Raw genomic sequence first — 23,806 nt, 5'->3', positions numbered from 1 at the left:
ACGACTGGAGGTTCTCATGCCCGCACCTGTGTTCAAGAAGACCCAAGCAGGGCGAGACGAAGTTTCCGGAAGAAAAGCGGGCCTGACACCGGCAGAGCGTCAGGTCCTGATCGTTGTCAATGGTGCCGGCAGCACCTCGGCACTGGCCGGACTGGCCGACGCCAGCCGGCATTTGCAAAAGCTGCTCGACCTCGGACTGATCGAGGTGGTCAGTGGCAGCGCGCCGGCGCCCATGCTGGCCAAGGCCACCAACACGCCGGCGGCGCCAGCGCCAGCCGCCACCCCGGCCAAAACCTCGGGCATCGAGAACGAAGAAGCCATTGTTCGCGCACTGCAGCGGCAGGCAGGCACCAAACTGGTTCATCATTTCGGACCTGACACGGCCACCATTGCCGAGAAGGTGTTGCTGGCCGACACCCTGGTCGACTTCAATGCCGCACTCGACGAGGTGGAAGCCAAACTGGCCATCTATCTGGGCCGCAAGAAGGCAGCCGAGCAGATTGCCGAACTCAAGGCCAAGATCTGAACGGCACTTCCAGATCGACTGTCCGCACTCGACCCGGGAACCCTTCGCTGCACTGGGATAAACCGCACAGCCCACTTGCGCCTCCTACAATCCGGGCAATGGACCACCCGGCTTCGCCATTGAGGAAGACGCCCGTTTGACCCCTCCAGCCTACATCGACGCCCTGCCCACCATACTCGTGGTTGACGATGAAGTGCGCTCGCAGGATGCCATGCGCCGCACACTGGACGAGGACTTCGAGGTCTTCACCGCCAGCGGTGCGGACGAGGCCCGGCAGTTGCTCGAGCGGCAGACGATCAGCGTCATTCTTTGCGATCAACGCATGCCTGGCATGACCGGCGTGAATTTCCTCAAAGAGGTTCGGGACCGCTGGCCCGACACGGTGCGAATCGTCATCTCTGGCTACACCGACAGCGAGGACATCATTGCTGGCATCAATGACGCCGGCATCTATCAGTACATCCTCAAGCCCTGGGCGCCCGATCACCTGCTCGGTTCGGTCAAGGACGCCGTGGAAGCTCAGCAACTTCAGCAGCAGACCAGCCGACTGGATCTGGAGCTGCGCACCAGCAACACGGTATTGCGGCAGCGCACGGCAACGCAGGTACAGAAAGCCCGCTCAGAATTCGACTTCGGGCGCATTGTTCGGGCAGAGGGAAGTCCGCTCAATGCCGTGTGCGATCTGGCCGCGCGTGCCGCCCGCTACGACCTCTCGGTGCTGATCCTGGGCGAGTCGGGCACTGGCAAGGAACTGCTCGCCCGCGCCATCCACTATGCATCGCCCCGCATGAGTGGCCCTTTCGTGGTGGAAAACTGCGCAGCCATCGCAGACACCTTGCTGGAATCCGAGCTCTTTGGCCACAAGCGAGGCGCCTTCACCGGTGCGTACGAAGATCACACAGGCCTTTTTCAGCGCGCCAACGGCGGCACCATATTCCTTGACGAGATCGGCGAAACCTCGGCCGCCTTCCAGGTCAAGCTCTTGCGTGTGCTGCAAGAGGGCGAAGTGCGGCCCGTCGGCGCGACGAGACCCATACCGGTGGATGTGCGCGTCATCGCGGCCACGCACCGGAATCTGGAGACCCGTGTTCGCGAGGGACTGTTCCGTGAAGACCTTTACTACCGGATCGCCGGCATCACTTTCACGGTGCCGCCCTTGCGCGAACGTCTGGCGGACATTCCTCCCATAGCCAGGCACATTGTCACTGACGTGGCCCGCGAACTGGGCCGCCCTGGCGCCAGCCTCAGCGAAGACACACTGGCCTGCCTGACGGCTTACCCATGGCCCGGCAACATACGTGAGCTGCGCAACGAAATCGCGCGTGCCCTGGCGCTCAGTGACAGCAACAGTCTGCAGCCAGACGGCTTCTCACCGCGCGTGCTTCAGGGTCGCTCCACCGGCGGTGCCGATTCGGAAGACTTGTCCGCTGCCGTGCCCAAGACCGGCACCCTGGCAGAACGGCTGGACGTGATCGAGGCCATGCTGCTCAAGGAGACGCTCTTGCGCCACCGCTGGAACAAGACCCGGGCAGCTGCCGAACTGGGCCTTTCACGCGTCGGCTTGCGCAGCAAGATGCAACGCTTCGGGCTTGAAGGAGCAAGCAAGTCATGACAGCCTCGTCGGCTCCGGCTCAACATCTGGCCGCCGCCGATCAGGCCCTGGCTGCCTGGCACCATTCGCCCCACGCATTGCTTCAGGTCCTGCGAGAAACCCAGGCATCAGCCGGGTGGCTGCCCACGCCGGTGCTGATGCACATCGCGCAATCCCTGGCCATCCCCCTCTCGCAGGTGCGGGGCGTCGCCAGCTTCTACCGCTTCCTGCACCTCGAGCCTGCCGGGCGCACCCGCATTCTCTTCAGCGACAACATCACTGACCGCATGCTGGGCAACGCAGCCCTGCTGCGCCAGCTGTGCGATCGGCTGGACGTTCCGGGTCCGGGCGGCGTCTCGACCGATGGACGCTTTGGCATCGACTTTGCCTCGTGCACTGGCTTGTGCGACCAGGGGCCAGCCTTGCTGGTCAACCACCGGACGGTGATTACCCGCCTGACCCCGGAGCGGGTGCATGCCCTGGCAGAGCGTTTGCTGGCCGACGACGAGCCCGGTCAATGGCCAGCCGAATGGTCCCGCGTGGATGAGACCGTTCACCGCGCCGATGTGCTGCTTGGCCGCCCGGTGGACAGCGCAGCGCTCATGCGCGCACTCACTGAACGCCCGCCTGCACACTGGATGGACGAGCTGCAACGCTCAGGGCTCAGGGGCAGAGGCGGCGCAGGCTTTCCGGCCGCGCGCAAGTGGACACTCTGCCGCGACACCGCTGGCCTGGATCGCTGCGTCGTGTGCAACGCGGACGAAGGCGAGCCCGGCACCTTCAAGGACCGCCTGCTGCTGCGCCGACACGCTCACCTGATGCTCGACGGCATGACCGTCGCTGCCCGCACCGTCGGCGCGTCCGTGGGCATGATCTACCTGCGCGGCGAATACGACTTCCTCCTGCCCGAGCTGCAGGCTGCCATCAACCAACGTCGCAAGTCCGGATGGCTGGGCCAGCAGATCGGCAGACGCTGGCAGGCCAGTCCCGAGAACGTTTTTGATTTCGACGTCCAGATTCACCTTGGCGCCGGCGCCTACGTGTGCGGCGAAGAATCGGCGCTGCTCGAATCGCTGGAAGGCAAACGTGGCACGCCTCGCATCCGGCCGCCCTACCCGGTGCAAAGCGGCTACCTGGGTATGCCCACCATCGTCAACAACGTCGAGACGTTTTGCGCCGCCGCGCAGATCGCCGCTCATGGAGGTGAGGCATGGGCACGCATTGGCACCGATGCCTCCACGGGCACCAAGCTGCACTCCATCTCGGGCGACTGCGCGCGTCCTGGCATTTACGAGTACCCGTTTGGCACATCGATCCGCACCATGCTGCAGGACTGCGGCGCCAAAAGCGCCAAAGCCGTGCAAGTGGGCGGTCCGTCCGGCCGCTGCATCGGTGCTGACGAATTCGATCGCACCATCGCGTTCGAAGATTTGCCCAGCGCCGGCGCCTTCATGGTGTTCGACCAGACACGCGACCTGTTCGAGGTGGCGCGCCACTTCGCCCACTTTTTCGCTCACGAGAGCTGTGGCCTGTGCACGCCCTGTCGTGTGGGCACGCGGCTGGTGGTGCGGCGCATGGACAAGCTGGCGCAAGAGACCCAGGGCGCCAGCCGCGGATCGGCCGATGACATTGCGCGCCTGCAGGAATTGAGTGATCTGCTGCATGCCGGCACCCACTGCGGGCTTGGGGTCTCCTCATGCAATCCGCTGCGTGATACGCTGAAACACTTCGGTCACGACTATGCCTTGCATGTCCAGGCGCCCCGCTTCGAGCCCGACTTCGATCTCGATGCCGAGCTGTCCATGGCCCGCCAGGCCACTGGTCGCGATGACCCACTGGCCCACTTGTCAAACCAGGACGAACGCCCGTGAATGCCCCATCAGATGCCCCTTCTGCAGAGGCCACGCTCACCTTCGACGGAGAGTGCATTCCGTTTGCGCCGGGCGAAACCATCATGACGGCTGCCATGCGGGCCGGGCACACCGTGCCTCGCCTGTGCTGGCACGAGGGCATCCGGCCGGTAGCCGCCTGCCGCCTGTGCACGGTACATGTCAACGGACGCCCTGTGGCCGCGTGCAGCACGCCAGCCGAAGCAGGAACCCAGGTCGAGTGCCACACGCCGGCATTGCAGGCCCAGCGCCTGCGGCTCTTGCAAATGCTGTTTGTCGAGGGCAACCACTTCTGTCCAGGCTGCGAGAAGAGCGGCCATTGCCAGCTGCAACACCAGGCAGCCGAGGCGGGCATGCTCGATCTGCACTACGAAGCCCTGACCCCGCAACGGCCTGTGGACGCTTCGCACCCCGATGTACTGCTCGACACCAACCGCTGCATCCTGTGCCAACTGTGCGTTCATGCCAGTGGAGATATCGACGGCAAGCATGTGTTTGCCATTGGCGGTCATGGCAGCGAAACGCGCCTCATGATCAACAGCCCCACCGGCAAGCTCGGCGACAGCCACCTGGACATCCAAGACAAGGCGGCACAGGTATGCCCCGTGGGTGCGTTGCTGCCCAAGCGCCGCGGGTTTTCCGTCCCGATCGGCGAGCGCAGCTTTGACAGCGAGGACACGCCGTCATGACGCGCAAACCCCGCATTGCCACCGTGTCGCTGGCGGGTTGCTTTGGCTGCCACATGTCGTTTCTTGACATTGACGAACGCCTGCTTGAACTGGTCGAACGCGTCGAGTTCGACCGCTCACCCCTGACCGACATCAAGGGTGTCGGTCCCTGCGACATTGGCCTGATCGAGGGTGGCTTGTGCAATGCCGAGAACATCGAGGTACTCAGAGCCTTTCGCGCGCAATGCAAGATTCTGGTCGCCGTCGGCGCGTGCGCCATCACGGGAGGACTGCCCGCCATGCGCAACCATCTGGACACCGCGCAACTGCTCAGCGACGTCTACCACGGCGATGTCCCCAATGACCCGGAGTTGCCGCTGGTGCTCAACCAGGTGCACCCCATCCACGAAGTGGTCAAGGTGGACTTTTCGCTGCCGGGCTGCCCGCCGCCAGCCGACGCGTTCTGGCAATTGATCACCGCCGTGCTGGACGGACGCGAACCACAGCTTTCACCGGGGGCCATCCGCTATGACTGAGCACAACAGCCCTGCAGCGCCAGACGGACTGCGACGCATCGCCATCGATCCGGTCTCGCGCGTCGAAGGTCATGGCAAGGTGACCTTGCTGGTGGACGAACACCACAAGGTGCAGCAAGCACGACTGCACATCGTCGAATTCCGTGGCTTCGAGAAATTCATCGAAGGCCGGCCATATTGGGAGGTGCCTGTGCTGGTGCAGCGCCTGTGCGGCATCTGCCCGGTCTCGCATCACCTCGCCGCCGTCAAGGCGCTTGATCGTGCGCTGGGCGTTCACGCGCCCACCCCCACGGCTGACAAGATCCGGCGCCTCATGCACTACGGGCAGGTGCTGCAAAGCCACGCACTGCACTTTTTTCACCTCGCCTCACCCGACCTGCTGCTCGGCTTTGGCGCAGACCCGGCGGCGCGCAACATCGTCGGCGTCATCGACGCCTTTCCCGATGTCGCCCGGCAAGGCGTGATGCTGCGCAAGTTCGGGCAAGAGATCATTGCAGCGACAGCTGGCAAACGCATACACGGCACCGGCGCAGTGCCGGGCGGCGTCAACCGGCACGTTGAAGTTGGCCAGCAAAAGCAGTTGCTTGCCCAATGGTCGACCATGCTGGAATGGGCGCAGGCTGCGGTTGACCTGATCGCCCGCCTGCATGAAGCGCAGCGCCCCATGTACGAAGCCTTCGGCGCCACCCCGGCCGCCATGCTCAGCCTGGTCGCTCCGGACGGTGCGATGGAGCTCTACGACGGCGCTTTGCGCGTGCGCGATGCCGAAGGCCGCATCATGGTCGACCAGCATGAAGATCAGGCCTACAGCGCGCTCATCGAAGAAGCCGTCAAGCCGTGGAGCTACATGAAGTTCCCCTACCTGCGTGACTATGGAGAAGCCGATGGCTGGTATCGCGTCGGGCCGCTGGCGCGCCTGCAAAACTGCGACCACATCTCTACCCCGCTGGCAGAGGCCGCACGACAACGGTTTGTCGACTGGCATGGTGGGCAGGTAGTTCATGCCTCTCTCGCATTTCACTGGGCCCGCATGATCGAGATGCTGCATGCCACCGAAATGGCCGGGCTCCTCCTGCAGGACCCGGACATTCTCAGTGGCGAGCGAATGGCAGAGGGCCAGCGCGGCACCCGCGGTGTCGGCATCATCGAGGCTCCGCGAGGCACCTTGATTCACGAGTACGAAGTGGGCAACGACGACCTGATCAGCTACTGCAACCTCATCGTCGCCACCACCCATAACAACACGGCCATGAACGAAGCGGTCCGGAAAGTCGCCGAGCAGTTCCTCGATGGCCACGAAATCACCGAGCCTCTGCTCAATCACATCGAGATTGCGATCCGGGCCTACGATCCCTGCCTGTCCTGCGCCACGCATGCCTTGGGACAGATGCCGTTGACGGTTTCACTTCGAACCATGCAAGGTGATCTGCTTGACCACGTCGGCCGCGGCAGCGATGGACGCCTGTTGCGCGGTCTGACCGCCAACGCCGCCGACACCGCATGAGCACCCCGCCCGTGCTCATCCTCGGCTGGGGCAACGACAGCCGCGGCGACGATGCCATCGGTCCCTTACTGGTGCGACGCATCGCAGCACATGTCCAGGCACAAGCCTGGCACGATCAGGTTGAATGTCTGGAGGATTACCAGCTGCAGATCGAACACTGCATGGATCTGCAGCACCGCAAACATGTGCTGTTCATCGATGCCAGCACGGCAGCGCACGCGCCATTCGTCACCTCAGACGTCACAGCGGCCGAAGATTTCACGCCCAGCAGCCATGCACTGTCACCAGCAGGGTTACTCGCCGTGTATCAGCGCGTACACGATGCATCGCCACCCGCTTGCACAGTGCTGGCCGTGCAGGGTAAAAGCTATGAACTTGGTGCTGCAATGAGTCTCCAAGCCCAAGACAATCTGAACCTGGCCGAGCAATGGGTACACCAATGGCTGCCCGCTGTGCTGGGGCTCGCTGTGGAGTCGCATACATGAATCTTCTCTGGCTGCAATCGGGCGGATGCGGCGGATGCAGCATGTCGCTGCTCAATGCCGACACGCACGACTTTCATGCCCATCTGCGCGATGCCGGCATCGACCTGCTGTGGCACCCTTCGCTCTCGCTCGAGAGTGGGCGGGACACCATCGATTTGCTCGAACGCATCCTCAGCGGCGAGCAAGCACTCGATATCCTGTGCGTGGAAGGTGCTCTGCTGCGCGGCCCCAATGGCACCGGACGTTTTCATGTGCTCGCCGGCACCGGCGTGCCGATGATCGACTGGGTGGAAAAGCTCGCCCGCGTCAGCCACCATGTGGTGGCCGTGGGAAGCTGTGCGGCCTGGGGCGGCATCACCGCTGGTGGCGACAACCCCACCGATGCCTGCGGCATGCAGTACGACGATGATCGCGCCGGTGGCCTGCTCGGTGAAGGATTCACCTCCCGCTCTGGCCTGCCGGTGATCAATATTGCCGGCTGCCCCACGCACCCCAACTGGGTGCTCGACGCCCTCATGGCCTTGGCCGCAGGGCAGTTCGACGCCGATGCACTGGACGCGCTCGGTCGCCCACGTGCCTATGCCGATCAGCTGGTGCACCATGGCTGCACCCGCAACGAATACTACGAGTTCAAGGCCAGTGCAGAAAAGCCATCCGACCTTGGCTGCATGATGGAGCACATGGGATGCAAGGGCACCCAGGTGCACGCAGACTGCAACATCCGGCTCTGGAATGGCGAGGGCAGTTGCACACGCGGCGGCTACGCCTGCATCGCCTGCACCGAGCCAGGCTTTCAGGAGCCCGGGCATCCATTCCATGAAACACCCAAACTCGCCGGCATTCCCATCGGTCTGCCCACTGACATGCCCAAGGCCTGGTTCGTGGCGCTGGCCTCGCTGTCCAAGAGCGCCACGCCCAAGCGCGTCAAACAAAACGCTGTGGCCGACCACCTCGTGGTCAAACCTGCCATTCGCAAGACCCGTCTGAAATGAGCCAAGCCAAGCCTCTTCCCACGCGTCTGCTCGTCGGGCCGTTCAACCGTGTCGAAGGCGACCTCGAAGTCTCGCTCGACATACAGCAAGGCGCAGTGCAGTCTGCACACGTCAACGCGCCCATGTACCGAGGCTTCGAGCAAATCCTCACCGGCAAGGCACCTCACGATTCGCTCGTCTTCGTGCCCCGCATCTGCGGCATCTGCTCGGTCTCGCAATCGGTGGCCGCCGCCCGCGCCTTGAGCGACCTGGCCGGCATCACCCCGCCCGCCAATGGCCTGCACGCGACCAACCTGATGCTGGCGGTGGAGAACATGGCCGACCACCTCACGCATTTCTACGTCTTCTTCATGCCCGACTTCACCCGCGAGGTCTATGCCGACCGCCCCTGGCATGCAGAAGCCACGCGCCGCTTTCGGTCGGAGTATGGCGAGCAGGTTCGTGCATCGCTGGCCGCCCGGCAACGCTGGTTCAACCTGCTGGGCACCCTTGGCGGCAAATGGCCGCACACCCAGTCCATCGAGCCCGGCGGCAGCACCCGCGCCATCGACGTCGCCGAGCGCACCCGCCTGCTCTCCCGCGTCCGCGAGTTCCGAGCCTTCCTCGAGCGCGAACTGTTCGCGGCTCCTCTGGAAGTGGTCACGTCACTCGCCAGCGAAGAAGCGTTGTGGGCATGGCACGACGAAGCGCCAAACCGTGGCGACCTGCGCCTGTTCCTCTCCATCGTGCGCGACCAGCAGCTGCAGCGCATGGGCCCCGGCCCTGGCCGCTACCTCAGCTATGGCGCCTACCTCCAGCCGGACGGGAGCTCTGCCCTGGGCAACGGACTCTGGCTGGCCGGCAGCGATGCACCTGCCCGGGTCAACACCCACCAGATCCGCGAAGACGCCACCTGCACATGGCTGGCACAGGCGCGCGAGCCGCTACACCCCTACCAGGGTCTGACCCGACCCGAAATGGACAAGGCAGAGGCCTATACCTGGAACAAGGCGCCGCGTCTGGACGGCCAGGTGGTGGAGACAGGTGCCATCGCCCGGCAGCTGGTCAGCGGCCAGCCGCTCATCCGCGATCTGGTCGGTCGCCATGGCGGATCTGTCTACTCCCGCGTGGTCGCCCGCGTGCTGGAGCTGGCTGTGGTCGTACCCATGATGGAGCAATGGCTGGCAGCCATCGTGCCCGGCGAGAGCTTTTGCGAGTCCTTGAGACTCCCTGACGAAGGCTCTGGTCAGGGGCTTTCGGAGGCCGCGCGCGGTGCACTGGGCCACTGGCTGGTGGTGCACGATGGCCGTATCGCCAACTACCAGATCATTGCCCCGACCAGCTGGAACTTTTCACCACGCGACGCGCAAGGGCAGCCGGGTGCCCTGGAGCAGGCGCTGGTCGGCGCTCCCGTGCGCGAGGGCGAAACCACGCCGGTCGCTGTTCAGCACATCGTTCGCTCCTTCGATCCGTGTATGGTCTGTACTGTCCACTGACCTGTCCACCGAAGATCACCGTGTCCACCAAACGCAGTCCTTCCCAACGTCCGCCTTTGCTCAGCGATGTGCCCGCCGAAACACCAGCCACGGGCGGTGGGCTCGAGGGCATGGATGAGAACGCCTGGCTGGACGTGATTCACAAGATGGACGAGGTCTACTCCCAGCTCATCGATGACGAGATCGAGCTGGAGAAGAAAAACGCCCAGCTCGAGCAGTCGCAGCAGTTCATTGTGAGTGTCCTCAGCTCCATGTCCGACGTGCTGCTGGTCTGCGACGACAGCGGCCAGATCGAGCAGGCCAATGCCGCCCTGTGCGAGCTGCTCGGACAGGACGAGGCGCACTTGCGCACGCAGCGCCTGCAAGACATTCTCACCGACGGAGACAGCATTGACCGTGCCGAGGCCGCCCTGCAAGGCGCCGGCAACAGCGGAGACCGTTCCTCGGAATCCATCGAGCTCAACCTGCTGGGCCCTGACGGCCAGCCCGTGCCGGTCGACGCCAGTTGCACTCCCCGCCTCGGCAGCAACGGCAAACGACTGGGCACCGTATGGGTCGGCCGGCCCATGGGCGAAATCAAGCGCGCCTACCGTGAGCTTCAGACCGCGCACGACGCCCTCAAGCGCACGCAGCAGCAACTGCTGCACTCCGAGAAGATGGCCTCACTCGGCCAGCTCACGGCCGGCGTGGCCCATGAGCTCAACAACCCCATCAGTTTTGTACTGGGCAATGTCCATGCCCTGCGCAGATACTGCGATCGTTTGCAGACCTACATGGGCGCGCTGGCCGGACAGGCGCCCGACCAGGAAATTGCACACCTCAAGGGCAAGCTGCGCATCGATCACCTGATGGCAGACCTGCCCTCACTGATCGACGGCACGCTTGAAGGCGCCCAGCGCACTGCCGACATCGTGCATGGCCTCAAGCGTTTCTCGGCCATGGACGCGGAAGAGCACGATGCGGTGGCGCTGGCATCAGTGGTGGAGCGGTCCATCCACTGGGTTCAGAAGGGTCGCACCCATGGAGTACAGGTGCACTGGGAGCCGGACCAGGCCTGCACCACGCGCGGCAACGCCGGTCAGTTGCAGCAGGTCATGATGAACCTGCTGCAGAACGCCTTCGACGCCGTCACGGCCAACAACGAGAAAAACCGGCATGTGTGGGTCACCATGCACTGCGACGGGAAGCATGTGGCGGTCAAAGTTCGTGACAACGGGCCCGGCATTCCTGCCGAGCACCTGATGCGCCTGTTCGACCCGTTCTTCACCACCAAGCCTGTCGGCAAGGGCACCGGCCTGGGATTGTCCATCAGCTATGGCATTGCAGAGCAACACGGCGGTACACTCAGTGCCCAGAACGTCAAGGACCCTTTGGGCGCCGAGTTCACCCTGACGCTGCCCGTCTTTCCTGCGGCCTGACCATCACGGCCTGCGCGACCGCCTCGCAGCCCTCCCACCTGCTGCCTTGCCTCCGTCGCTGCCTTCATGGAACTGGTCCTCGTCACCCTGTCGTCACTGTTGGCCGGCTTTGTCGATGCTGTGGTCGGCGGAGGCGGTCTCATCCTCGTGCCAGCCCTGTTCGCCGTGTTTCCCGGCACGCCTCCCGCAACCCTGTTCGGGGTGAACAAGAGCGCATCGATCTGGGGCACGGCAGCCGCCACTGTGCAGTTTGCTCGCCGTGTGCAAATGCCTTGGCGAGCCCTTTTGCCTTCAGCCGTCGTGACCTGCATCGGCTCTTTTGCCGGCGCCTGGCTGGTCACCCAGATATCGCCCGACTTCTTGCGCAAGCTCCTCCCCGTGATCCTCCTGGGCGTGCTCGGCTACACGCTCTGGCGCAAGCAGCTGGGCCATGAGCATCAGCCCCGCTTCAGCGGGCGCAGCGAAACGGTGGCCATGTCGGCAGTGGGTCTCGTCATCGGGGCATACGACGGCTTCTTCGGGCCAGGCACCGGCAGCTTCTTCGTGTTCCTGTTCGTGCGCTGGTTGGGTTACGACTTCCTGCATGCCAGCGCCAGCGCGAAGCTGCTGAATGTTTCATCGAACTTTGCTGCGCTGGTGCTGTTCGTGAGCACCGGGCACATCTGGTGGCACATGGTCCTGCCCATCGCCGTGGCCAATGTGATTGGCAGCGCCATCGGCTCACGCATGGCCATCAAGCACGGTGCAGGCTTCATCCGCATCATGTTCATCCTGGTGGTCAGTGCGCTGATTCTCAAGACAGGCTCAGACGCCTGGCTTTGACGGAAGCGTTCGACGGCTGGGAAAAGTTCGGCCGCAGGAGCGAAGTCAGGCCGGGTTGTCCTCTTCTTCCCTGACAGTTGGCGGTGGCCAGGGCTGGTCTTCCGCCTTGAGCGGTTCACCAATGGGTGCCGAAGCCTTGCCTTCCTGAACGGCCTTCATGTCTTCCGGATTGGGGTACTGGCCCAGCAGGATGTAATCGAACACCCGACGCGCGATCGGGGCTGCATGCGCCGCTCCGAAGCCGGCGTTCTCGACCACCACCGCCAGCGCCACACGAGGCGCCTCCAGCGGCGCAAAAGCGACGTAAAGAGAATGGTCCCGCTGGTGTTCTTCGAGCTTGCGCGCATCGTAGCGGTCCTTCTGCCCGATGGTCACTGCTTGCGCCGTCCCGGTCTTGCCACCGCTGAGGTATGGGGCCCCCTTGAACACGTAGCGCGACGTCCCCTCAAGTGTCACGTCTCGCATCGCTTCCAGCACGGTGCGAACATTCTCCGGACGGTAGCCCATCGAAACAGGCGGCTCATTGGCTGTGGCGATGCGCTGTCCCGTCGTCGTGTCCTCCGTGGCCAGCAACAGCCGGGGCTGATACTTGGTGCCCCCGTTGGCCAGGGTAGACATGGCATGGGCCAGCTGCAACATGGTGAAGTTGTTGTAGCCCTGACCGATGCCCAGCGAAATCGTCTCGCCCGGATACCAGCGCTGATGCTCCGGCCGCCGGTACGCCTTGAGCTTCCAGTCCCGGCTTGGCAACACGCCGCGCAACTCCCCGCGCAAGTCGATGCCCGTGATCTGCCCGAAACCCAGCGGCGCCATGAAATCGTGCATGGCATCCACACCCATGTCGTTGGCCAGGGCGTAGTAGTAAACGTTGCTGGACTTGATGATGCTCTTGCGCAGGTCCACCGGCCCCAGGGCGTGATCGCCATGGCTGCGAAACCGGTGATTGCCCAGCATCCAGTATCCCGGATCATTGGTCACCGACGAAGGTGTGCGAAGGCCCAGCTCCAGCGCGGCCAGGCCCATGAATGGCTTGTAGGTGGAGCCTGGCGGATAAGTCCCTCGCAGCGCCCGGTTGAGCAACGGCTTGTCCACGGATTCGTTCAGCGCCGTCCAGCTCTCGACGTCAATGCCTTCGACGAAAAGGTTGGGATCGAACGTGGGCTTGCTGACAAAAGCCAGCACCTCGCCATTGCGAGGATCGATGGCCACCAGCGCCCCGCGCCGCTCGCCGAACATGTCTTCGATCAGGCGCTGCAGCTTGATATCGATCGACAGCACCGTCCGGTCACCGGGCTGCGCAGGCGTATGCGCCAGAGAGCGCACGGCGCGGCCACCCGCGGATGTCTCGATGCGCTCGAAACCGGTATTTCCATGCAGGGTACTCTCAAAGCTCTGCTCTGCGCCGAGCTTGCCGATGTACTCCGTGCCCCGGTAGTTGCCTTGATCTTCATCCGGCCAGTCTTCGATGATCTCCTTCTCGCGCTGATTGATGCGGCCGATGTAGCCGATCACGTGGCTGGCGGTATCACCATTGGGGTAATGCCGGAAGAGTCGCGCCCTCACTTCCACACCCGGGAACTGGTAGCGGCGCACCGTGAATCGCGCCACCTCTTCGTCCGTCAGACGCGTGCGGATAGGCAGAGAGTAAAACTGTTTGGACTCGCGCAGTTGCTTGAAGAAGCGGCGCTTGTCGCGCTTGCCGATCTTCACCACCTCGCCCAGACGCTCGATCGTCTCGTCCAGATCGCCCACTTCAGAGGGTGAGATCTCCAGTGTGTATGCGGAGTAATTCGACGCCAGCACCTGGCCATTGCGATCGACGATCTGGCCGCGAATCGGCACGATGGGCAGCACCGCTGTCCGGTTGCTCTCTGCCTGGGCCAGCAAGGCCTCATGGCGCATGACCTGCAGATACACCATGCGCGCAGCAATGAGACAAAAGGCAAACACCACGGCAACGCCCGCCACCAGCACCCTGGTGCGAAACTGGGCCAGGTCGGCGTCGGCGTTGCGAATCTCAGTCACGGTGAATCACCCGTTCACAGCGGACGGTCGTTGTCCGGGTCCGGGGCTCGGCGTTGCGGTGCCAGCAGCATCAGGCTCGCCACGGGCCAGATGACCGATTCGATCACGGGTGAGAGCATGGACACCCACCCGGGGAATCCGTCCCCAGCCAGAAAACGCACCAGCAAATCGAGCAACTGGGCCACCACGAACAAGGGCAGGATCTGCACAGCCTGGTTGAACACATCGAAGAAAACCAGACGCCGATGCATGGTGATGCTCAGAAACGAAAGCACCGAATAGGACAGCGCATGCTGTCCGAGAAGCGCTCCCTGGTGAACATCCATGAACAGCCCGAAGATGAACGCCACGCCAACGCCAATGCGCAGCGACTGGTGCACGCTCCAGAACACCAGCACCACGGCGAGCAGGTCGGGTACCCACGCCGCACGACCGAAGGGGCCGATGTTCATCAGCATGTTGAGCATCAATGCCACCACCAGGCTGGTCCAGATGAACACCGGGTTGGCGGGCAGCAGCAGCTGCTGACCAGGGCGCATGATCATGGCGTGCCTCCCGTGGTAGCGCCATCGATGCCCAGCTCTCTGGCCACCGCCGGCTCTGTCAGCACTTCCGGATTCACCGGCTTGAGGATCATGACATGCAGTGTGCCTTGCAAGGCCGCCTCAGGCTTGCAGACGATGCGGGAAAAAGGCGACTGTGGCGTGCGCTCCACCGTCGTCACCCGGGCAACAGGCAAGCCGGGCGGATACACCCCGTCAACGCCGCTGGTGGTCAGCAAATCCCCCACCGCCACGTCGGCCGTGGCCAGCGAATACCTCAGCTCCAGGTGATCTCCCGCCACGCCTGAGCTGCCATACAACACATCGCGGACACCGGTGCGGACATTGACCACGGGAATGGCCTGCTCACGATCTGTCAGCAACGTGATTTCGGAGACCAAAGGGTAGACACGCGTCACCTGCCCCAGTACGCCAGCCTCGTCCACCACAGGGGAGCCAGCGAACACACCGTCTTTCTGCCCCCGGTCGACCACCACCCGTCGGGCGTATGGATCGGCGGAGTCGTAGAGCACCTGTGCGCCGCGTGTGGGCGTCTGGATGCGTTCACGCATGCCCAGCAATGCGCGCAGGCGCCTGTTTTCCTCCGAAAGCTGTTCGACTTGCTGAGCCCTGTCTGCCTGCCGCGCCAGACGCTCCAGAGCTTCTGACTCGTTGCGCTGGGCGCTGTGCAATGACGTGACGTAATCGGCTGCGCCTGTCACCGCCTGCACGGGCTTGAGCACGACCCACTGCAGGGGGTAGAGCACGGTGGCCAGCGCGCTGCGAATCGGGGTGGCCACCTTGAGGCGCTGGTCAGCCACCATCAGAAACAGGGCCAACGCGCTGAAAACCACCAGTTTGGACAGCGCCGACGGACCCTGCTTGAAGAAGGGGGGTGGCGTTCGGTCCAGGGTGCCCAGTGGCATGTTTCGTTGGTGTATCCGTCGATCGCGTCTGATTGATCTGCTGGCTGTGCGGCTGGACAGGCTGGCGGCGTCAGGAGCACGCCGCCATGGAACATTACTCGTTGGTGAAGATGGTGCCCAGGCGCTCCATGCGCTCCAGGGCCATGCCGCAACCACGCACCACACAGGTCAGGGGTTCTTCAGCCACCAGCACCGGCAGGCCGGTTTCCTCGGCCAGCAGGCGGTCCAGGTCACGCAGCAATGCACCACCACCGGTGAGCATCATGCCGCGCTCGGCAATGTCGGCACCCAGCTCGGGCGGGGTGTGCTCCAGCGCGTCCTTGACGGCCGAGACGATGTTGTTGAGCGGATCGGTCAGGGCTTCGAGAATTTCGTTGCTGGAAATGGTGAAGCTGCGTGGCACACCTTCAGACAGGTTGCGACCCTTGACTTCGATTTCCTTGACTTCGCTGCCCGGGAAAGCAGAGCCGATTTCCTTCTTGATGGCTTCAGCCGTCGGGTCACCGATGAGCATGCCGTAGTTGCGGCGGATGTAGGCAATGATGGCTTCGTCGAAACGGTCACCCCCAACGCGCACACTGCCCTTGTAGACCATGCCGCCCAGGGAAATCACGCCCACCTCGGTGGTGCCACCACCGATGTCGACCACCATGGAGCCGGACGCGTCGGAGACGGGCAGGCCGGCACCGATGGCCGCAGCCATGGGTTCCTCGATCAGGTAGACCTCAGAAGCGCCGGCACCCAGCGCCGATTCGCGAATGGCGCGTCGCTCGACCTGAGTGGAGCCACAAGGCACACAAATGATGATCCGGGGGCTCGGCTTGAACATCGAGCGGGGGTGGACCATCTTGATGAACTGCTTGAGCATCTGCTCGGTGACGGTGAAGTCGGCGATCACGCCGTCTTTCATCGGGCGAATGGCCTCGATGTTGCCCGGCACCTTGCCCAGCATGGCCTTGGCCTCATGGCCAACTGCCTGAATGGTTTTCTTGCCTTGCGGGCCACCCTCGTGACGAATGGACACCACCGATGGCTCGTCCAGCACAATGCCCTTGCCGCGGACGTAGATCAGGGTATTGGCCGTACCGAGGTCGATGGCCAGGTCGGACGAAAACTGCCGACGGAACGCTTCAAACATGTCGAGAATCCGAAAATGGACACACTGGCCTCAAAGGGCCAGCAGGGGTCCAGAGCAAGACAAAATTGTTCTGATTTGGACGAAGATCCAATGGCGCATGGCTGCCCCTTGGCAGACTCGGCCATGAAACCTTGGATAATAACGTATCACTTGTGCACCAATGAGGGGATTGGCGTCGGAAACCGCGGGTTTACACACGGTTTCAGCCCGATCAGGCCTGCCGCCGCACCACCCCCATCCCAACGGAGCCTTTTCTCCCCATGTCCCTGACGTCCTCCGACATCGGGCGGATCGCCCATCTGGCCCGCCTCGAACTCACCGAAGAGCACAGCGAGCGCATGCTCAGCCAGCTCAACGGCTTCTTTGACATCGTTGAACAGATGAAAGCGGTCGACACCACCGATGTCGCCCCTCTGGCCCACCCCACAGCGGTCATCGACCATGTGACGCTGCGCCTGCGGCCGGACTTGGCCAGCGAGCCCGACAACCGCGAGGCCAACCAGAAAAGCGCGCCGTCCGTCGAGCGCGGCCTGTTCCTGGTGCCCAAGGTCATCGAGTAAGCACCATTCCTGCTGAATCGATCCCGTTTCACGTCTCCCCCATGCCTGGCCTGTCCAACACCGCCCGGCACAAGGAAACCCGTCAATGAGCGACAAACAACTGCATGACATGGGAGTGGCCGAACTGGCCGCCGCCATCGCCGCCAAGCAAACCTCCGCCACCGAAGCGGCCGAGCATTTCCTGGCCCGCGCCAAAGCCCACGAACCCCTGGGTGCTTTTCTGCACCTCAATCCGGAGGTGACCCTGGCCCAGGCCAAAGCCGCCGACGCCCGCCGCGACGCCGGCGAAACCGCCCCCTTGCTGGGCGTGCCCCTCGCGCACAAGGACATCTTCGTCACCAAGGATTTCCCCACCACTGCCGGCTCAAAGATGCTGGAGGGCTACCAGAGCCCGTTCGATGCCACCGTGGTGGACAAGCTGGCCGGGGCTGGCGCCGTGAGCCTGGGCAAACTCAACTGCGACGAGTTCGCCATGGGTTCGGGCAACGACAACTCGGCCTACGCGCCGGCCCACAACCCCTGGGACACGAGCCGCGTGCCCGGCGGCTCCTCTGGTGGCTCAGCCGTGGCCGTGGCCGCAGGACTGGCACCGGCCGTGACCGGCACCGACACCGGCGGCTCGATTCGTCAGCCAGCTGCATTCTGTGGCATCACCGGCATCAAGCCCACCTACGGTCGTTGCTCACGTTACGGCATGGTGGCCTTCGCCTCCAGCCTCGACCAGGCCGGCCCCATGGCCCGCTCGGCCGCTGACTGTGCCCTGCTGCTCTCGGCCATGGCCGGCCCCGACCTCGACCGCGATTCCACCAGCCTGGACCACCCCGCCGAGGACTACAGCCGCCTGCTGGGACAGCCACGGGAAGGCGCCGACGCCGCACAACCGCTCAAGGGCCTGCGCATCGGTCTGCCCAAAGAGTTCTTCGGTGAAGGCCTCAAGGCCGACGTCGACACTGCCGTGCGTGCAGCCCTGGCCGAATACGAAAAGCTGGGCGCCACCCTGGTGGACATCTCCCTGCCCCGCACCGAGCTGTCGATTCCCGTGTACTACATCATTGCCCCGGCCGAGGCCAGCTCCAACCTCAGCCGCTTTGACGGCGTGAAGTTCGGCCACCGCGCCAAGGACTACGACGACCTGCTCGACATGTACAAAAAGTCCCGCAGCGAAGCGTTTGGTGAGGAAGTTCAGCGCCGCATCATGATCGGCACCTATGTGCTCTCACACGGCTACTACGACGCCTACTACATCAAGGCCCAGCAGATCCGCCGCCTGATCGCCCAGGATTTCCAGCAAGCCTTCACCCAGTGCGACGTCATCGCCGGCCCCGTGGCGCCTTCGGTGGCCTGGAAAATTGGTGAGAACAGCGACGACCCGGTGGCCAACTACCTGGCCGACATCTTCACCCTGCCAACCTCTCTGGCCGGCCTGCCCGGCATGAGCGTGCCCGCCGGTTTCGGCGAAGGCAACATGCCCGTAGGCCTTCAACTGGTGGGCAATTACTTCCAGGAAGCCTCTTTGCTGCAGACGGCCCATGCCTTCCAGCAGGCAACCGACTGGCATCTGAAAACGCCAGCAGGGTATTGAGAGGAATCAAGATGAACCAGAAAGTCAAAAAAGAAGCCACGCTGCTGGTCCAGGGTTATGAAGTCGTGATCGGCTTTGAGACCCATGCGCAGCTGGCCACCCAGAGCAAGATCTTCAGCCGCGCGTCCACCGCCTTCGGCGCCGAGCCCAACACCCAGGCCTGTGCGGTTGACCTGGCCTTGCCCGGCACGCTGCCGGTGATGAACCGTGAAGCCGTGGCCTGTGCCATCCGATTCGGTCTGGCCGTGGGCTCGCACGTGGCCGAAGAAAGCGTGTTTGCCCGCAAGAACTACTTTTACCCCGATCTGCCCAAGGGCTACCAGATCAGCCAGTTCGAAATTCCGGTGGTCCAAGGCGGCGAGGTATCGTTCTACCTCGGCGAAGAAAAGAAGACCGTGCGCCTGGTGCGCGCCCACCTGGAGGAAGACGCCGGCAAATCGCTGCACGAAGACTTCCATGGTCTGTCAGGCATCGACCTGAACCGCGCCGGCACACCGCTGCTGGAAATCGTGACCGAGCCGGACATCCGCTCGAGTGCCGAAGCGGTGGCTTATGCCAAAGAACTGCACAAAATCGTCACCTGGATCGGCATCTGCGACGGCAACATGCAGGAAGGCTCGTTCCGTTGCGACGCCAACGTCTCGGTGCGCAAACCGGGCGACCCGCTGGGCACCCGCCGCGAAATCAAGAACCTGAACTCGTTCAAGTTCATGCAGCAGGCGATCGACTTCGAAATCCGCTGGCAGATCGACCGTATCGAGGACGGCTACGAGATCGAGCAGGCCACGGTGCTGTTCGACCCGGACACCGGCGAGACCCGCGCCATGCGCACCAAGGAAGACGCGGCCGACTACCGCTACTTCCCCGACCCGGATCTGCCCCCCCTGGCCATCGAGCGCAGCTGGGTGGACGAGGTCAAGGCCGCCATGCCTGAGCTGCCCCGCGCCATGGCCGAACGCCTGGTGGCCGACTACGGGCTGCCCGAGTACGACGCCACCACCCTGACCCAGAGCCCTGCCATGGCCAGCTACTTCGAAGAAGCGGCCAAGACCAGTGGGCAGGCCAAACTGGTGAGCAACTGGATCATGGGCGAGGTCTCACGCCGCCTGAACATCGACGAGATCGCGATGGAAGCGGTGCCGGTCAAGGCCGCGAAGCTGGCCACCATGGTGGGACGTATCGCCGACGGCACCATTTCCAACAACGCGGGCAAGCAGGTGTTTGATGCGCTGTGGAAGGGTGAAGGCGACGACGTGGACGCCTTGATCGAAGCCAAGGGCCTCAAGCAGATGAACGACAGCGGCGAGCTCGAGAAGATCATCGAGGAAGTCATGGCCGCCAACGCCCCGATGGTCGAGCAGTTCCGCGCCGGCAAGGACAAGGCGTTCAACGCACTGGTCGGGCAGGTGATGAAGGCCAGTCGAGGCAAGGCCAACCCGCAGGCCGTCAATGAGACCTTGCGCCAAAAGCTCGAACAGGGCTGAGGAAGCCGCTGCGCCGCCGACTCAGCAGGCAACAAAAACAAGGTGAAAATGAAAAAGGGGCGCTTGAGGCGCCCCTTTTTGCGTTTGTGTTTGTGTTCGTGGATCTCGGCTGAACCGGCCTTCAGTTGGCCGAAGCGGTGCCTGCCCCGTTCTTTTCCGGCTGGGCAACGGTACTCTCCGCGTTCTTGTAGCCGTACTGGATCCACAACTTGCGCAGGCGCGCCAGCTCTTCGTCAAACCGGACATTGATGCGCGACTTCTCCGCCACCTGGTCCATCATGAACTGCTGCTGGATCTTCTGCTGCTGCAAATTGTCTTCCAGCTTGCGTTGCAGCCATGGCGGCGCCTTGGTGGCGTCCCCCTGGTAGAACTCCAGCTCAGTCTTGATTTCTTTGTGCTCGCCCTCCAGATCCGTGCCGCGCTTGACCACGGCGCCGATCACCTCATCGATCTGGACGAGTGCGTCGCTGCGCGCCTTGTCGTGAAGCGCCTTGTTGGGGTAACGGGAAAGCAGGGCCCTGTTCTGGCGTTTTTCTTCTTCCAGTCGGGCGCGTTCTTCACGCAGCGCCCGCTTCTCTGCCTTGATCGCGTCCCGCTCGGCGCCTGTGTAGCTCGGAGGCACCACGCGAATCACGGCGCCATTGCTGCCCAGAACCTTTTGCTCCCTGTCCAGACAGGCCCTGATCGGACGGTCAGAGGTCAGGCGCCGGCCGCTGTCATCCACACAGGTGTAGATGCCTCCGTTGAGGGTCGACTTCTGAGCCCATGCATCCGCTGCAGGCACCACCAGCCAGGCAGCCATGAGCCCCGTCAATGGCAGGCCACGCAGTCGGTGTTCCCAGAAGGATGTCGAGAGCAAAGACAGAACAAACTCCTTTAGCTGACGCCGTAGCGCTCCCGATAGGCAAGCACGCGAGCACGATGCTCCGCAAGCGCAGGTACGTCTTTTGATTCCAGATACTGCAACAAATCGGCCAAGGTCGCAATGGTGCAGACCTTCAGGCCCAGCTCGTCGCGTACATACTGCACTGCACTGTGGTTCAAATCACGAATATCGCCATCTGCCCCCACTTCGGTGGCTTTCTCCTGCCGATCCAGCGCGATGGCCATGGCGTAAGGGGTAGCGCCCGCTGCCTTGATCAAGGCAATGGACTCCCGCGCTGCCGTGCCAGCACTCATCACGTCATCGACGATCAGTACACGGCCAGCGAGCTTGGCGCCCACCATGGTTCCGCCTTCGCCATGGTCTTTCGCTTCTTTTCTGTTGTAGGCAAAAGGTTTGTTGTGCCCCACCCTGGCCAGCTCGACAGACACGGCTGCGGCCAGCGGAATGCCCTTGTAGGCCGGGCCGAAGATCATGTCGAATTCGATGCCACTGGCGAGCAAGGCTTGTGCATAAAATTGGGCAAGACGCCCGAGCTTGGCCCCGTCATCGAACAGGCCGGCATTGAAGAAATAGGGCGACATCCGACCAGCCTTGGTCTTGAACTCACCAAACCGCAGGACACCTGCGTCCACACAAAACTGGACGAAATCCTGCGCCAATGCGCCATCCTGACTCTGCGCTGCTTGCGAAACCATGGGGAAATCCTTGTTCAAACTTACCAGCCTCAACCTCAACGGCATCCGTTCGGCCACCAACAAGGGGCTCGTCCCCTGGCTGGAAAAACACCAACCTGATTGTATTTGCGTGCAGGAAGTCAAGGCACAGGCGCCCGACGTGGAGGGCAAGTTCGAAGAACTGGCCGGCCTCAAGGGGTATTTCCAGTTTGCCCAGACGCGCAAGGGTTACTCGGGGGTGGGTGTCTACTCCCGTCTGGAACCCAGCGATGTCCGCATCGGCTTTGACCAGGGCGAGTTCGATGCCGAAGGCCGTTACGTCGAGCTGCGTTTCGACACCCCTGCGCGAAAGCTTTCCATCATCAGCTCCTACTTTCCCAGTGGCTCCTCTGGCGAAGAGCGCCAGGAGGCGAAATACCGCTTCCTCGATCTGGTCTACCCCCACCTGCAGAAGCTCAAGAAGCAGCGCGAATTCGTGCTCTGTGGCGACATCAACATCGCCCACCAGAACATGGACCTGAAAAACTGGAAATCCAACCAGAAGAACAGCGGTTTCCTGCCGGAAGAGCGCGAGTGGATGACCAAGCTGCTGACCAAAGGTGGCTTGCACGATGTCTATCGACGCCTCAAGCCCGAGGCCACAGACGAGTGCTACACGTGGTGGAGCAACCGTGGACAGGCCTATGCGAAGAACGTGGGCTGGCGGCTGGACTATCACCTGGCCACCGCGGGCATGGCGGACCTGGCGCGCACAGAAGCCATCTACAAAGGCGAGAAGTTCAGCGACCACGCCCCGCTGACCATTGAGTACGACACGCAGCTGTAAACCGCGCCCAGCAAGCGGGAATCGAAAAGGGGCTTGTCCATGCCAGAGCCAATGACAACTTCCCACACCTCCGGCCCACTCTCCGGCCTCAAAGTCGTCGAGATGGGCCAGCTTATCGCAGGCCCTTTCGCGGCCAAGACCCTGGGCGACTTTGGCGCCGAGGTCATCAAGATCGAACCACCCGGCAAGGGCGACCCATTGCGCCAATGGCGGCTGATCAAGGACGGCACGTCTGTGTGGTGGCAAGTCCAGTCGCGCAACAAGCAGTCGATTGCGCTGGATTTGCGACAAGCTGAAGGTCAGGCCATCGCACGCGAACTGATCGACCAGGCCGACATTCTGGTGGAGAACTTTCGCCCCGGCACGCTGGAAAACTGGGGCATGGACTACGACAGTCTGTCGGCCGCCAACCCTGGCCTGATCATGCTGCGCGTCTCGGGCTACGGGCAGACCGGCCCTTACCGCGACAAGCCGGGCTTTGGCGTGGTGGGTGAAGCCATGGGCGGACTGCGCCACCTCAGCGGCGAACCCGGGCGTGTGCCGGTGCGATGCGGTATTTCCATTGGCGACACGCTCGCCTCGCTGCACGGCGTCATCGGCGTGCTGGCCGCCTTGCAGCACCGCCATGTGAGCGGAAAGGGCCAGGTCATCGACGTCGCCTTGCATGAGGCGGTGTTCAACGTGATGGAAAGTCTGCTGCCCGAATACAGCGCCTTTGGCGAAGTGCGCCAACCGGCTGGCAGCGCCCTGCCGGGCATCGCGCCATCGAACGCTTACCGCTGCACCGACGGACAGGTGCTGGTGGCTGGCAACGGCGACAGCATCTTCAAGCGCCTGATGGTGGCGATTGACCGGCCCGACATGGCCGAACGCGAAGACCTGGCCACCAACACCGGCCGTGTGGCCAACATCGTGGAGGTGGACGGTGCCATCGGCGAATGGACATCGGCGCGGACGGTGGATGAGGTGTTGCAGGTGTTGTCGGCAGCCGAGGTGCCAGTGGGTCGCATCTATACGGCCAAGGACATCGCCGAAGACCCGCACTATCGTGCCCGCGACATGATCCTCACCCAGCAAACGCGCGACGGCTACGAGGTGGAAGTGCCCGGCATCGTCCCCAAGCTGTCAGGGACTCCCGGCAGCGTTCGGCGCGCAGCCCCCCATCTGGGCGAAAATACCGACGAGATCCTGCGTGCCCTGGGCCGCAGCGAAGACGACATTGCCCAATTGCGCGAGCGCAAGCTGGTGGGTTGAATC

22 protein-coding genes are annotated in these 23,806 nt (G+C 63.3%); 16 read left to right on the top strand and 6 right to left on the bottom strand.

The window, feature by feature from the left end; translation table 11 throughout:
• Positions 1-16: 16 nt before the first annotated feature.
• From ABWV89_RS12725 to ABWV89_RS12675, 11 genes are all read left to right on the top strand, one after another.
• Positions 17-526: a hypothetical protein gene (locus ABWV89_RS12725; RefSeq protein WP_353397232.1), complete on the top strand. Its 510-nt coding sequence runs from the start codon at positions 17-19 to the stop codon at positions 524-526.
• 136 nt (positions 527-662) lie between these two features.
• Positions 663-2,138, top strand: a complete 1,476-nt coding sequence (locus tag ABWV89_RS12720; protein ID WP_353397231.1) for a sigma-54-dependent transcriptional regulator — start codon at positions 663-665, stop codon at positions 2,136-2,138.
• Positions 2,135-3,988: an NAD(P)H-dependent oxidoreductase subunit E gene (locus tag ABWV89_RS12715; RefSeq protein ID WP_353397229.1), complete on the top strand. Its 1,854-nt coding sequence runs from the start codon at positions 2,135-2,137 to the stop codon at positions 3,986-3,988. The genes ABWV89_RS12720 and ABWV89_RS12715 overlap by 4 nt, the downstream gene beginning before the upstream one ends.
• On the top strand, positions 3,985-4,695 hold the full coding sequence (locus ABWV89_RS12710) for a 2Fe-2S iron-sulfur cluster-binding protein (RefSeq protein ID WP_353397227.1): 711 nt from the start codon (positions 3,985-3,987) through the stop codon (positions 4,693-4,695). The genes ABWV89_RS12715 and ABWV89_RS12710 overlap by 4 nt, the downstream gene beginning before the upstream one ends.
• Positions 4,692-5,210: an NADH-quinone oxidoreductase subunit B family protein gene (locus ABWV89_RS12705; RefSeq protein ID WP_353397225.1), complete on the top strand. Its 519-nt coding sequence runs from the start codon at positions 4,692-4,694 to the stop codon at positions 5,208-5,210. Before ABWV89_RS12710 ends, ABWV89_RS12705 begins: the two co-directional genes overlap by 4 nt.
• Entirely contained in the window at positions 5,203-6,714 is a 1,512-nt protein-coding gene (locus ABWV89_RS12700) for a Ni/Fe hydrogenase subunit alpha (RefSeq protein WP_353397223.1), read from the top strand. The genes ABWV89_RS12705 and ABWV89_RS12700 overlap by 8 nt, the downstream gene beginning before the upstream one ends.
• Positions 6,711-7,199, top strand: coding sequence for a hydrogenase maturation protease (locus ABWV89_RS12695; protein ID WP_353397221.1), 489 nt, complete (start codon positions 6,711-6,713; stop codon positions 7,197-7,199). Before ABWV89_RS12700 ends, ABWV89_RS12695 begins: the two co-directional genes overlap by 4 nt.
• Positions 7,196-8,191, top strand: a complete 996-nt coding sequence (locus ABWV89_RS12690; protein WP_353397220.1) for an NADH-quinone oxidoreductase subunit B family protein — start codon at positions 7,196-7,198, stop codon at positions 8,189-8,191. The genes ABWV89_RS12695 and ABWV89_RS12690 overlap by 4 nt, the downstream gene beginning before the upstream one ends.
• Positions 8,188-9,666, top strand: coding sequence for a nickel-dependent hydrogenase large subunit (locus tag ABWV89_RS12685; RefSeq protein ID WP_353397218.1), 1,479 nt, complete (start codon positions 8,188-8,190; stop codon positions 9,664-9,666). Before ABWV89_RS12690 ends, ABWV89_RS12685 begins: the two co-directional genes overlap by 4 nt.
• A gap of 20 nt (positions 9,667-9,686) precedes the next feature.
• On the top strand, positions 9,687-11,084 hold the full coding sequence (locus ABWV89_RS12680; RefSeq protein WP_353397217.1) for a sensor histidine kinase: 1,398 nt from the start codon (positions 9,687-9,689) through the stop codon (positions 11,082-11,084).
• A gap of 66 nt (positions 11,085-11,150) precedes the next feature.
• Complete coding sequence (locus tag ABWV89_RS12675; protein ID WP_353397215.1) at positions 11,151-11,906, top strand: TSUP family transporter; 756 nt, start codon at positions 11,151-11,153, stop codon at positions 11,904-11,906.
• 45 nt (positions 11,907-11,951) lie between these two features.
• Here the strand turns inward: ABWV89_RS12675 and mrdA are convergent, their stop codons facing one another.
• The 4 genes from mrdA to ABWV89_RS12655 all read right to left on the bottom strand — a co-directional run bounded on the left by mrdA (position 11,952) and on the right by ABWV89_RS12655 (position 16,537).
• On the bottom strand, positions 11,952-13,931 hold the full coding sequence (mrdA, locus tag ABWV89_RS12670) for a penicillin-binding protein 2 (protein ID WP_353397213.1): 1,980 nt from the start codon (positions 13,929-13,931) through the stop codon (positions 11,952-11,954).
• A gap of 14 nt (positions 13,932-13,945) precedes the next feature.
• The gene (mreD, locus tag ABWV89_RS12665; protein WP_353397211.1) at positions 13,946-14,476 is read right to left on the bottom strand and encodes a rod shape-determining protein MreD; all 531 of its coding nucleotides are present in this window, start codon (positions 14,474-14,476) and stop codon (positions 13,946-13,948) included.
• A complete protein-coding gene (gene mreC, locus ABWV89_RS12660) occupies positions 14,473-15,399 on the bottom strand; it encodes a rod shape-determining protein MreC (RefSeq protein ID WP_353397210.1) in 927 nt (308 codons plus the stop codon). The genes mreD and mreC overlap by 4 nt, the downstream gene beginning before the upstream one ends.
• Before the next feature lie 94 nt (positions 15,400-15,493).
• Positions 15,494-16,537 (bottom strand): rod shape-determining protein, encoded by a 1,044-nt coding sequence (locus ABWV89_RS12655; protein ID WP_353397208.1) that lies wholly within the window; start codon positions 16,535-16,537, stop codon positions 15,494-15,496.
• Positions 16,538-16,797: 260 nt separating this feature from the next.
• Here ABWV89_RS12655 and gatC point away from each other — a divergent pair, with 260 nt between their 5' ends.
• The 3 genes from gatC (at position 16,798) to gatB (ending at position 20,163) form a co-directional block, all read left to right on the top strand.
• Complete coding sequence (gene gatC, locus ABWV89_RS12650; protein WP_353397206.1) at positions 16,798-17,097, top strand: Asp-tRNA(Asn)/Glu-tRNA(Gln) amidotransferase subunit GatC; 300 nt, start codon at positions 16,798-16,800, stop codon at positions 17,095-17,097.
• 85 nt (positions 17,098-17,182) lie between these two features.
• Positions 17,183-18,679: an Asp-tRNA(Asn)/Glu-tRNA(Gln) amidotransferase subunit GatA gene (gene gatA / locus ABWV89_RS12645; protein ID WP_353397204.1), complete on the top strand. Its 1,497-nt coding sequence runs from the start codon at positions 17,183-17,185 to the stop codon at positions 18,677-18,679.
• A gap of 11 nt (positions 18,680-18,690) precedes the next feature.
• Positions 18,691-20,163: an Asp-tRNA(Asn)/Glu-tRNA(Gln) amidotransferase subunit GatB gene (gatB, locus tag ABWV89_RS12640; RefSeq protein ID WP_353397203.1), complete on the top strand. Its 1,473-nt coding sequence runs from the start codon at positions 18,691-18,693 to the stop codon at positions 20,161-20,163.
• Positions 20,164-20,284: 121 nt separating this feature from the next.
• Here gatB and ABWV89_RS12635 read toward each other — a convergent pair whose 3' ends face one another.
• Both ABWV89_RS12635 and pyrE read right to left on the bottom strand, forming a co-directional pair.
• Positions 20,285-21,022, bottom strand: a complete 738-nt coding sequence (locus tag ABWV89_RS12635; protein WP_353397201.1) for a DUF4124 domain-containing protein — start codon at positions 21,020-21,022, stop codon at positions 20,285-20,287.
• Between the two features lie 17 nt (positions 21,023-21,039).
• Positions 21,040-21,744 (bottom strand): orotate phosphoribosyltransferase, encoded by a 705-nt coding sequence (gene pyrE, locus ABWV89_RS12630; RefSeq protein ID WP_353397199.1) that lies wholly within the window; start codon positions 21,742-21,744, stop codon positions 21,040-21,042.
• 10 nt (positions 21,745-21,754) lie between these two features.
• On the opposite strand from pyrE, the gene ABWV89_RS12625 reads away from it, so the two are divergent.
• On the top strand, positions 21,755-22,549 hold the full coding sequence (locus ABWV89_RS12625; protein ID WP_353397197.1) for an exodeoxyribonuclease III: 795 nt from the start codon (positions 21,755-21,757) through the stop codon (positions 22,547-22,549).
• Between the two features lie 51 nt (positions 22,550-22,600).
• On the top strand, positions 22,601-23,803 hold the full coding sequence (locus ABWV89_RS12620; protein ID WP_353397196.1) for a CaiB/BaiF CoA transferase family protein: 1,203 nt from the start codon (positions 22,601-22,603) through the stop codon (positions 23,801-23,803).
• Positions 23,804-23,806 lie beyond the last annotated feature (3 nt).

It is taken from the genome of Hydrogenophaga sp. 5NK40-0174 (genome assembly GCF_040372165.1).
Classification (GTDB): domain Bacteria; phylum Pseudomonadota; class Gammaproteobacteria; order Burkholderiales; family Burkholderiaceae_C; genus Hydrogenophaga.
The sequence above is the reverse complement of the archived record's forward strand: the minus strand, read 5'-3'. Positions and strand labels throughout refer to the sequence as shown.

What these genes read in the sequence shown, in the direction of transcription:
- ABWV89_RS12700 (WP_353397223.1), top strand. Translation starts at nt 5,203, where the DNA reads ATGACTGAGCACAACAGCCCTGCAGCGCCAGACGGACTGCGACGCATC.
- ABWV89_RS12675 (WP_353397215.1), top strand. Translation starts at nt 11,151, where the DNA reads ATGGAACTGGTCCTCGTCACCCTGTCGTCACTGTTGGCCGGCTTTGTC.
- ABWV89_RS12620 (WP_353397196.1), top strand. Translation starts at nt 22,601, where the DNA reads ATGACAACTTCCCACACCTCCGGCCCACTCTCCGGCCTCAAAGTCGTC.
- gatC (WP_353397206.1), top strand. Translation starts at nt 16,798, where the DNA reads ATGTCCCTGACGTCCTCCGACATCGGGCGGATCGCCCATCTGGCCCGC.
- ABWV89_RS12705 (WP_353397225.1), top strand. Translation starts at nt 4,692, where the DNA reads ATGACGCGCAAACCCCGCATTGCCACCGTGTCGCTGGCGGGTTGCTTT.
- ABWV89_RS12695 (WP_353397221.1), top strand. Translation starts at nt 6,711, where the DNA reads ATGAGCACCCCGCCCGTGCTCATCCTCGGCTGGGGCAACGACAGCCGC.
- pyrE (WP_353397199.1), bottom strand. Translation starts at nt 21,744, where the DNA reads ATGGTTTCGCAAGCAGCGCAGAGTCAGGATGGCGCATTGGCGCAGGAT.
- gatA (WP_353397204.1), top strand. Translation starts at nt 17,183, where the DNA reads ATGAGCGACAAACAACTGCATGACATGGGAGTGGCCGAACTGGCCGCC.
- mreD (WP_353397211.1), bottom strand. Translation starts at nt 14,476, where the DNA reads ATGATCATGCGCCCTGGTCAGCAGCTGCTGCTGCCCGCCAACCCGGTG.
- ABWV89_RS12715 (WP_353397229.1), top strand. Translation starts at nt 2,135, where the DNA reads ATGACAGCCTCGTCGGCTCCGGCTCAACATCTGGCCGCCGCCGATCAG.
- ABWV89_RS12685 (WP_353397218.1), top strand. Translation starts at nt 8,188, where the DNA reads ATGAGCCAAGCCAAGCCTCTTCCCACGCGTCTGCTCGTCGGGCCGTTC.
- ABWV89_RS12725 (WP_353397232.1), top strand. Translation starts at nt 17, where the DNA reads ATGCCCGCACCTGTGTTCAAGAAGACCCAAGCAGGGCGAGACGAAGTT.
- mreC (WP_353397210.1), bottom strand. Translation starts at nt 15,399, where the DNA reads ATGCCACTGGGCACCCTGGACCGAACGCCACCCCCCTTCTTCAAGCAG.
- ABWV89_RS12690 (WP_353397220.1), top strand. Translation starts at nt 7,196, where the DNA reads ATGAATCTTCTCTGGCTGCAATCGGGCGGATGCGGCGGATGCAGCATG.
- gatB (WP_353397203.1), top strand. Translation starts at nt 18,691, where the DNA reads ATGAACCAGAAAGTCAAAAAAGAAGCCACGCTGCTGGTCCAGGGTTAT.
- ABWV89_RS12655 (WP_353397208.1), bottom strand. Translation starts at nt 16,537, where the DNA reads ATGTTTGAAGCGTTCCGTCGGCAGTTTTCGTCCGACCTGGCCATCGAC.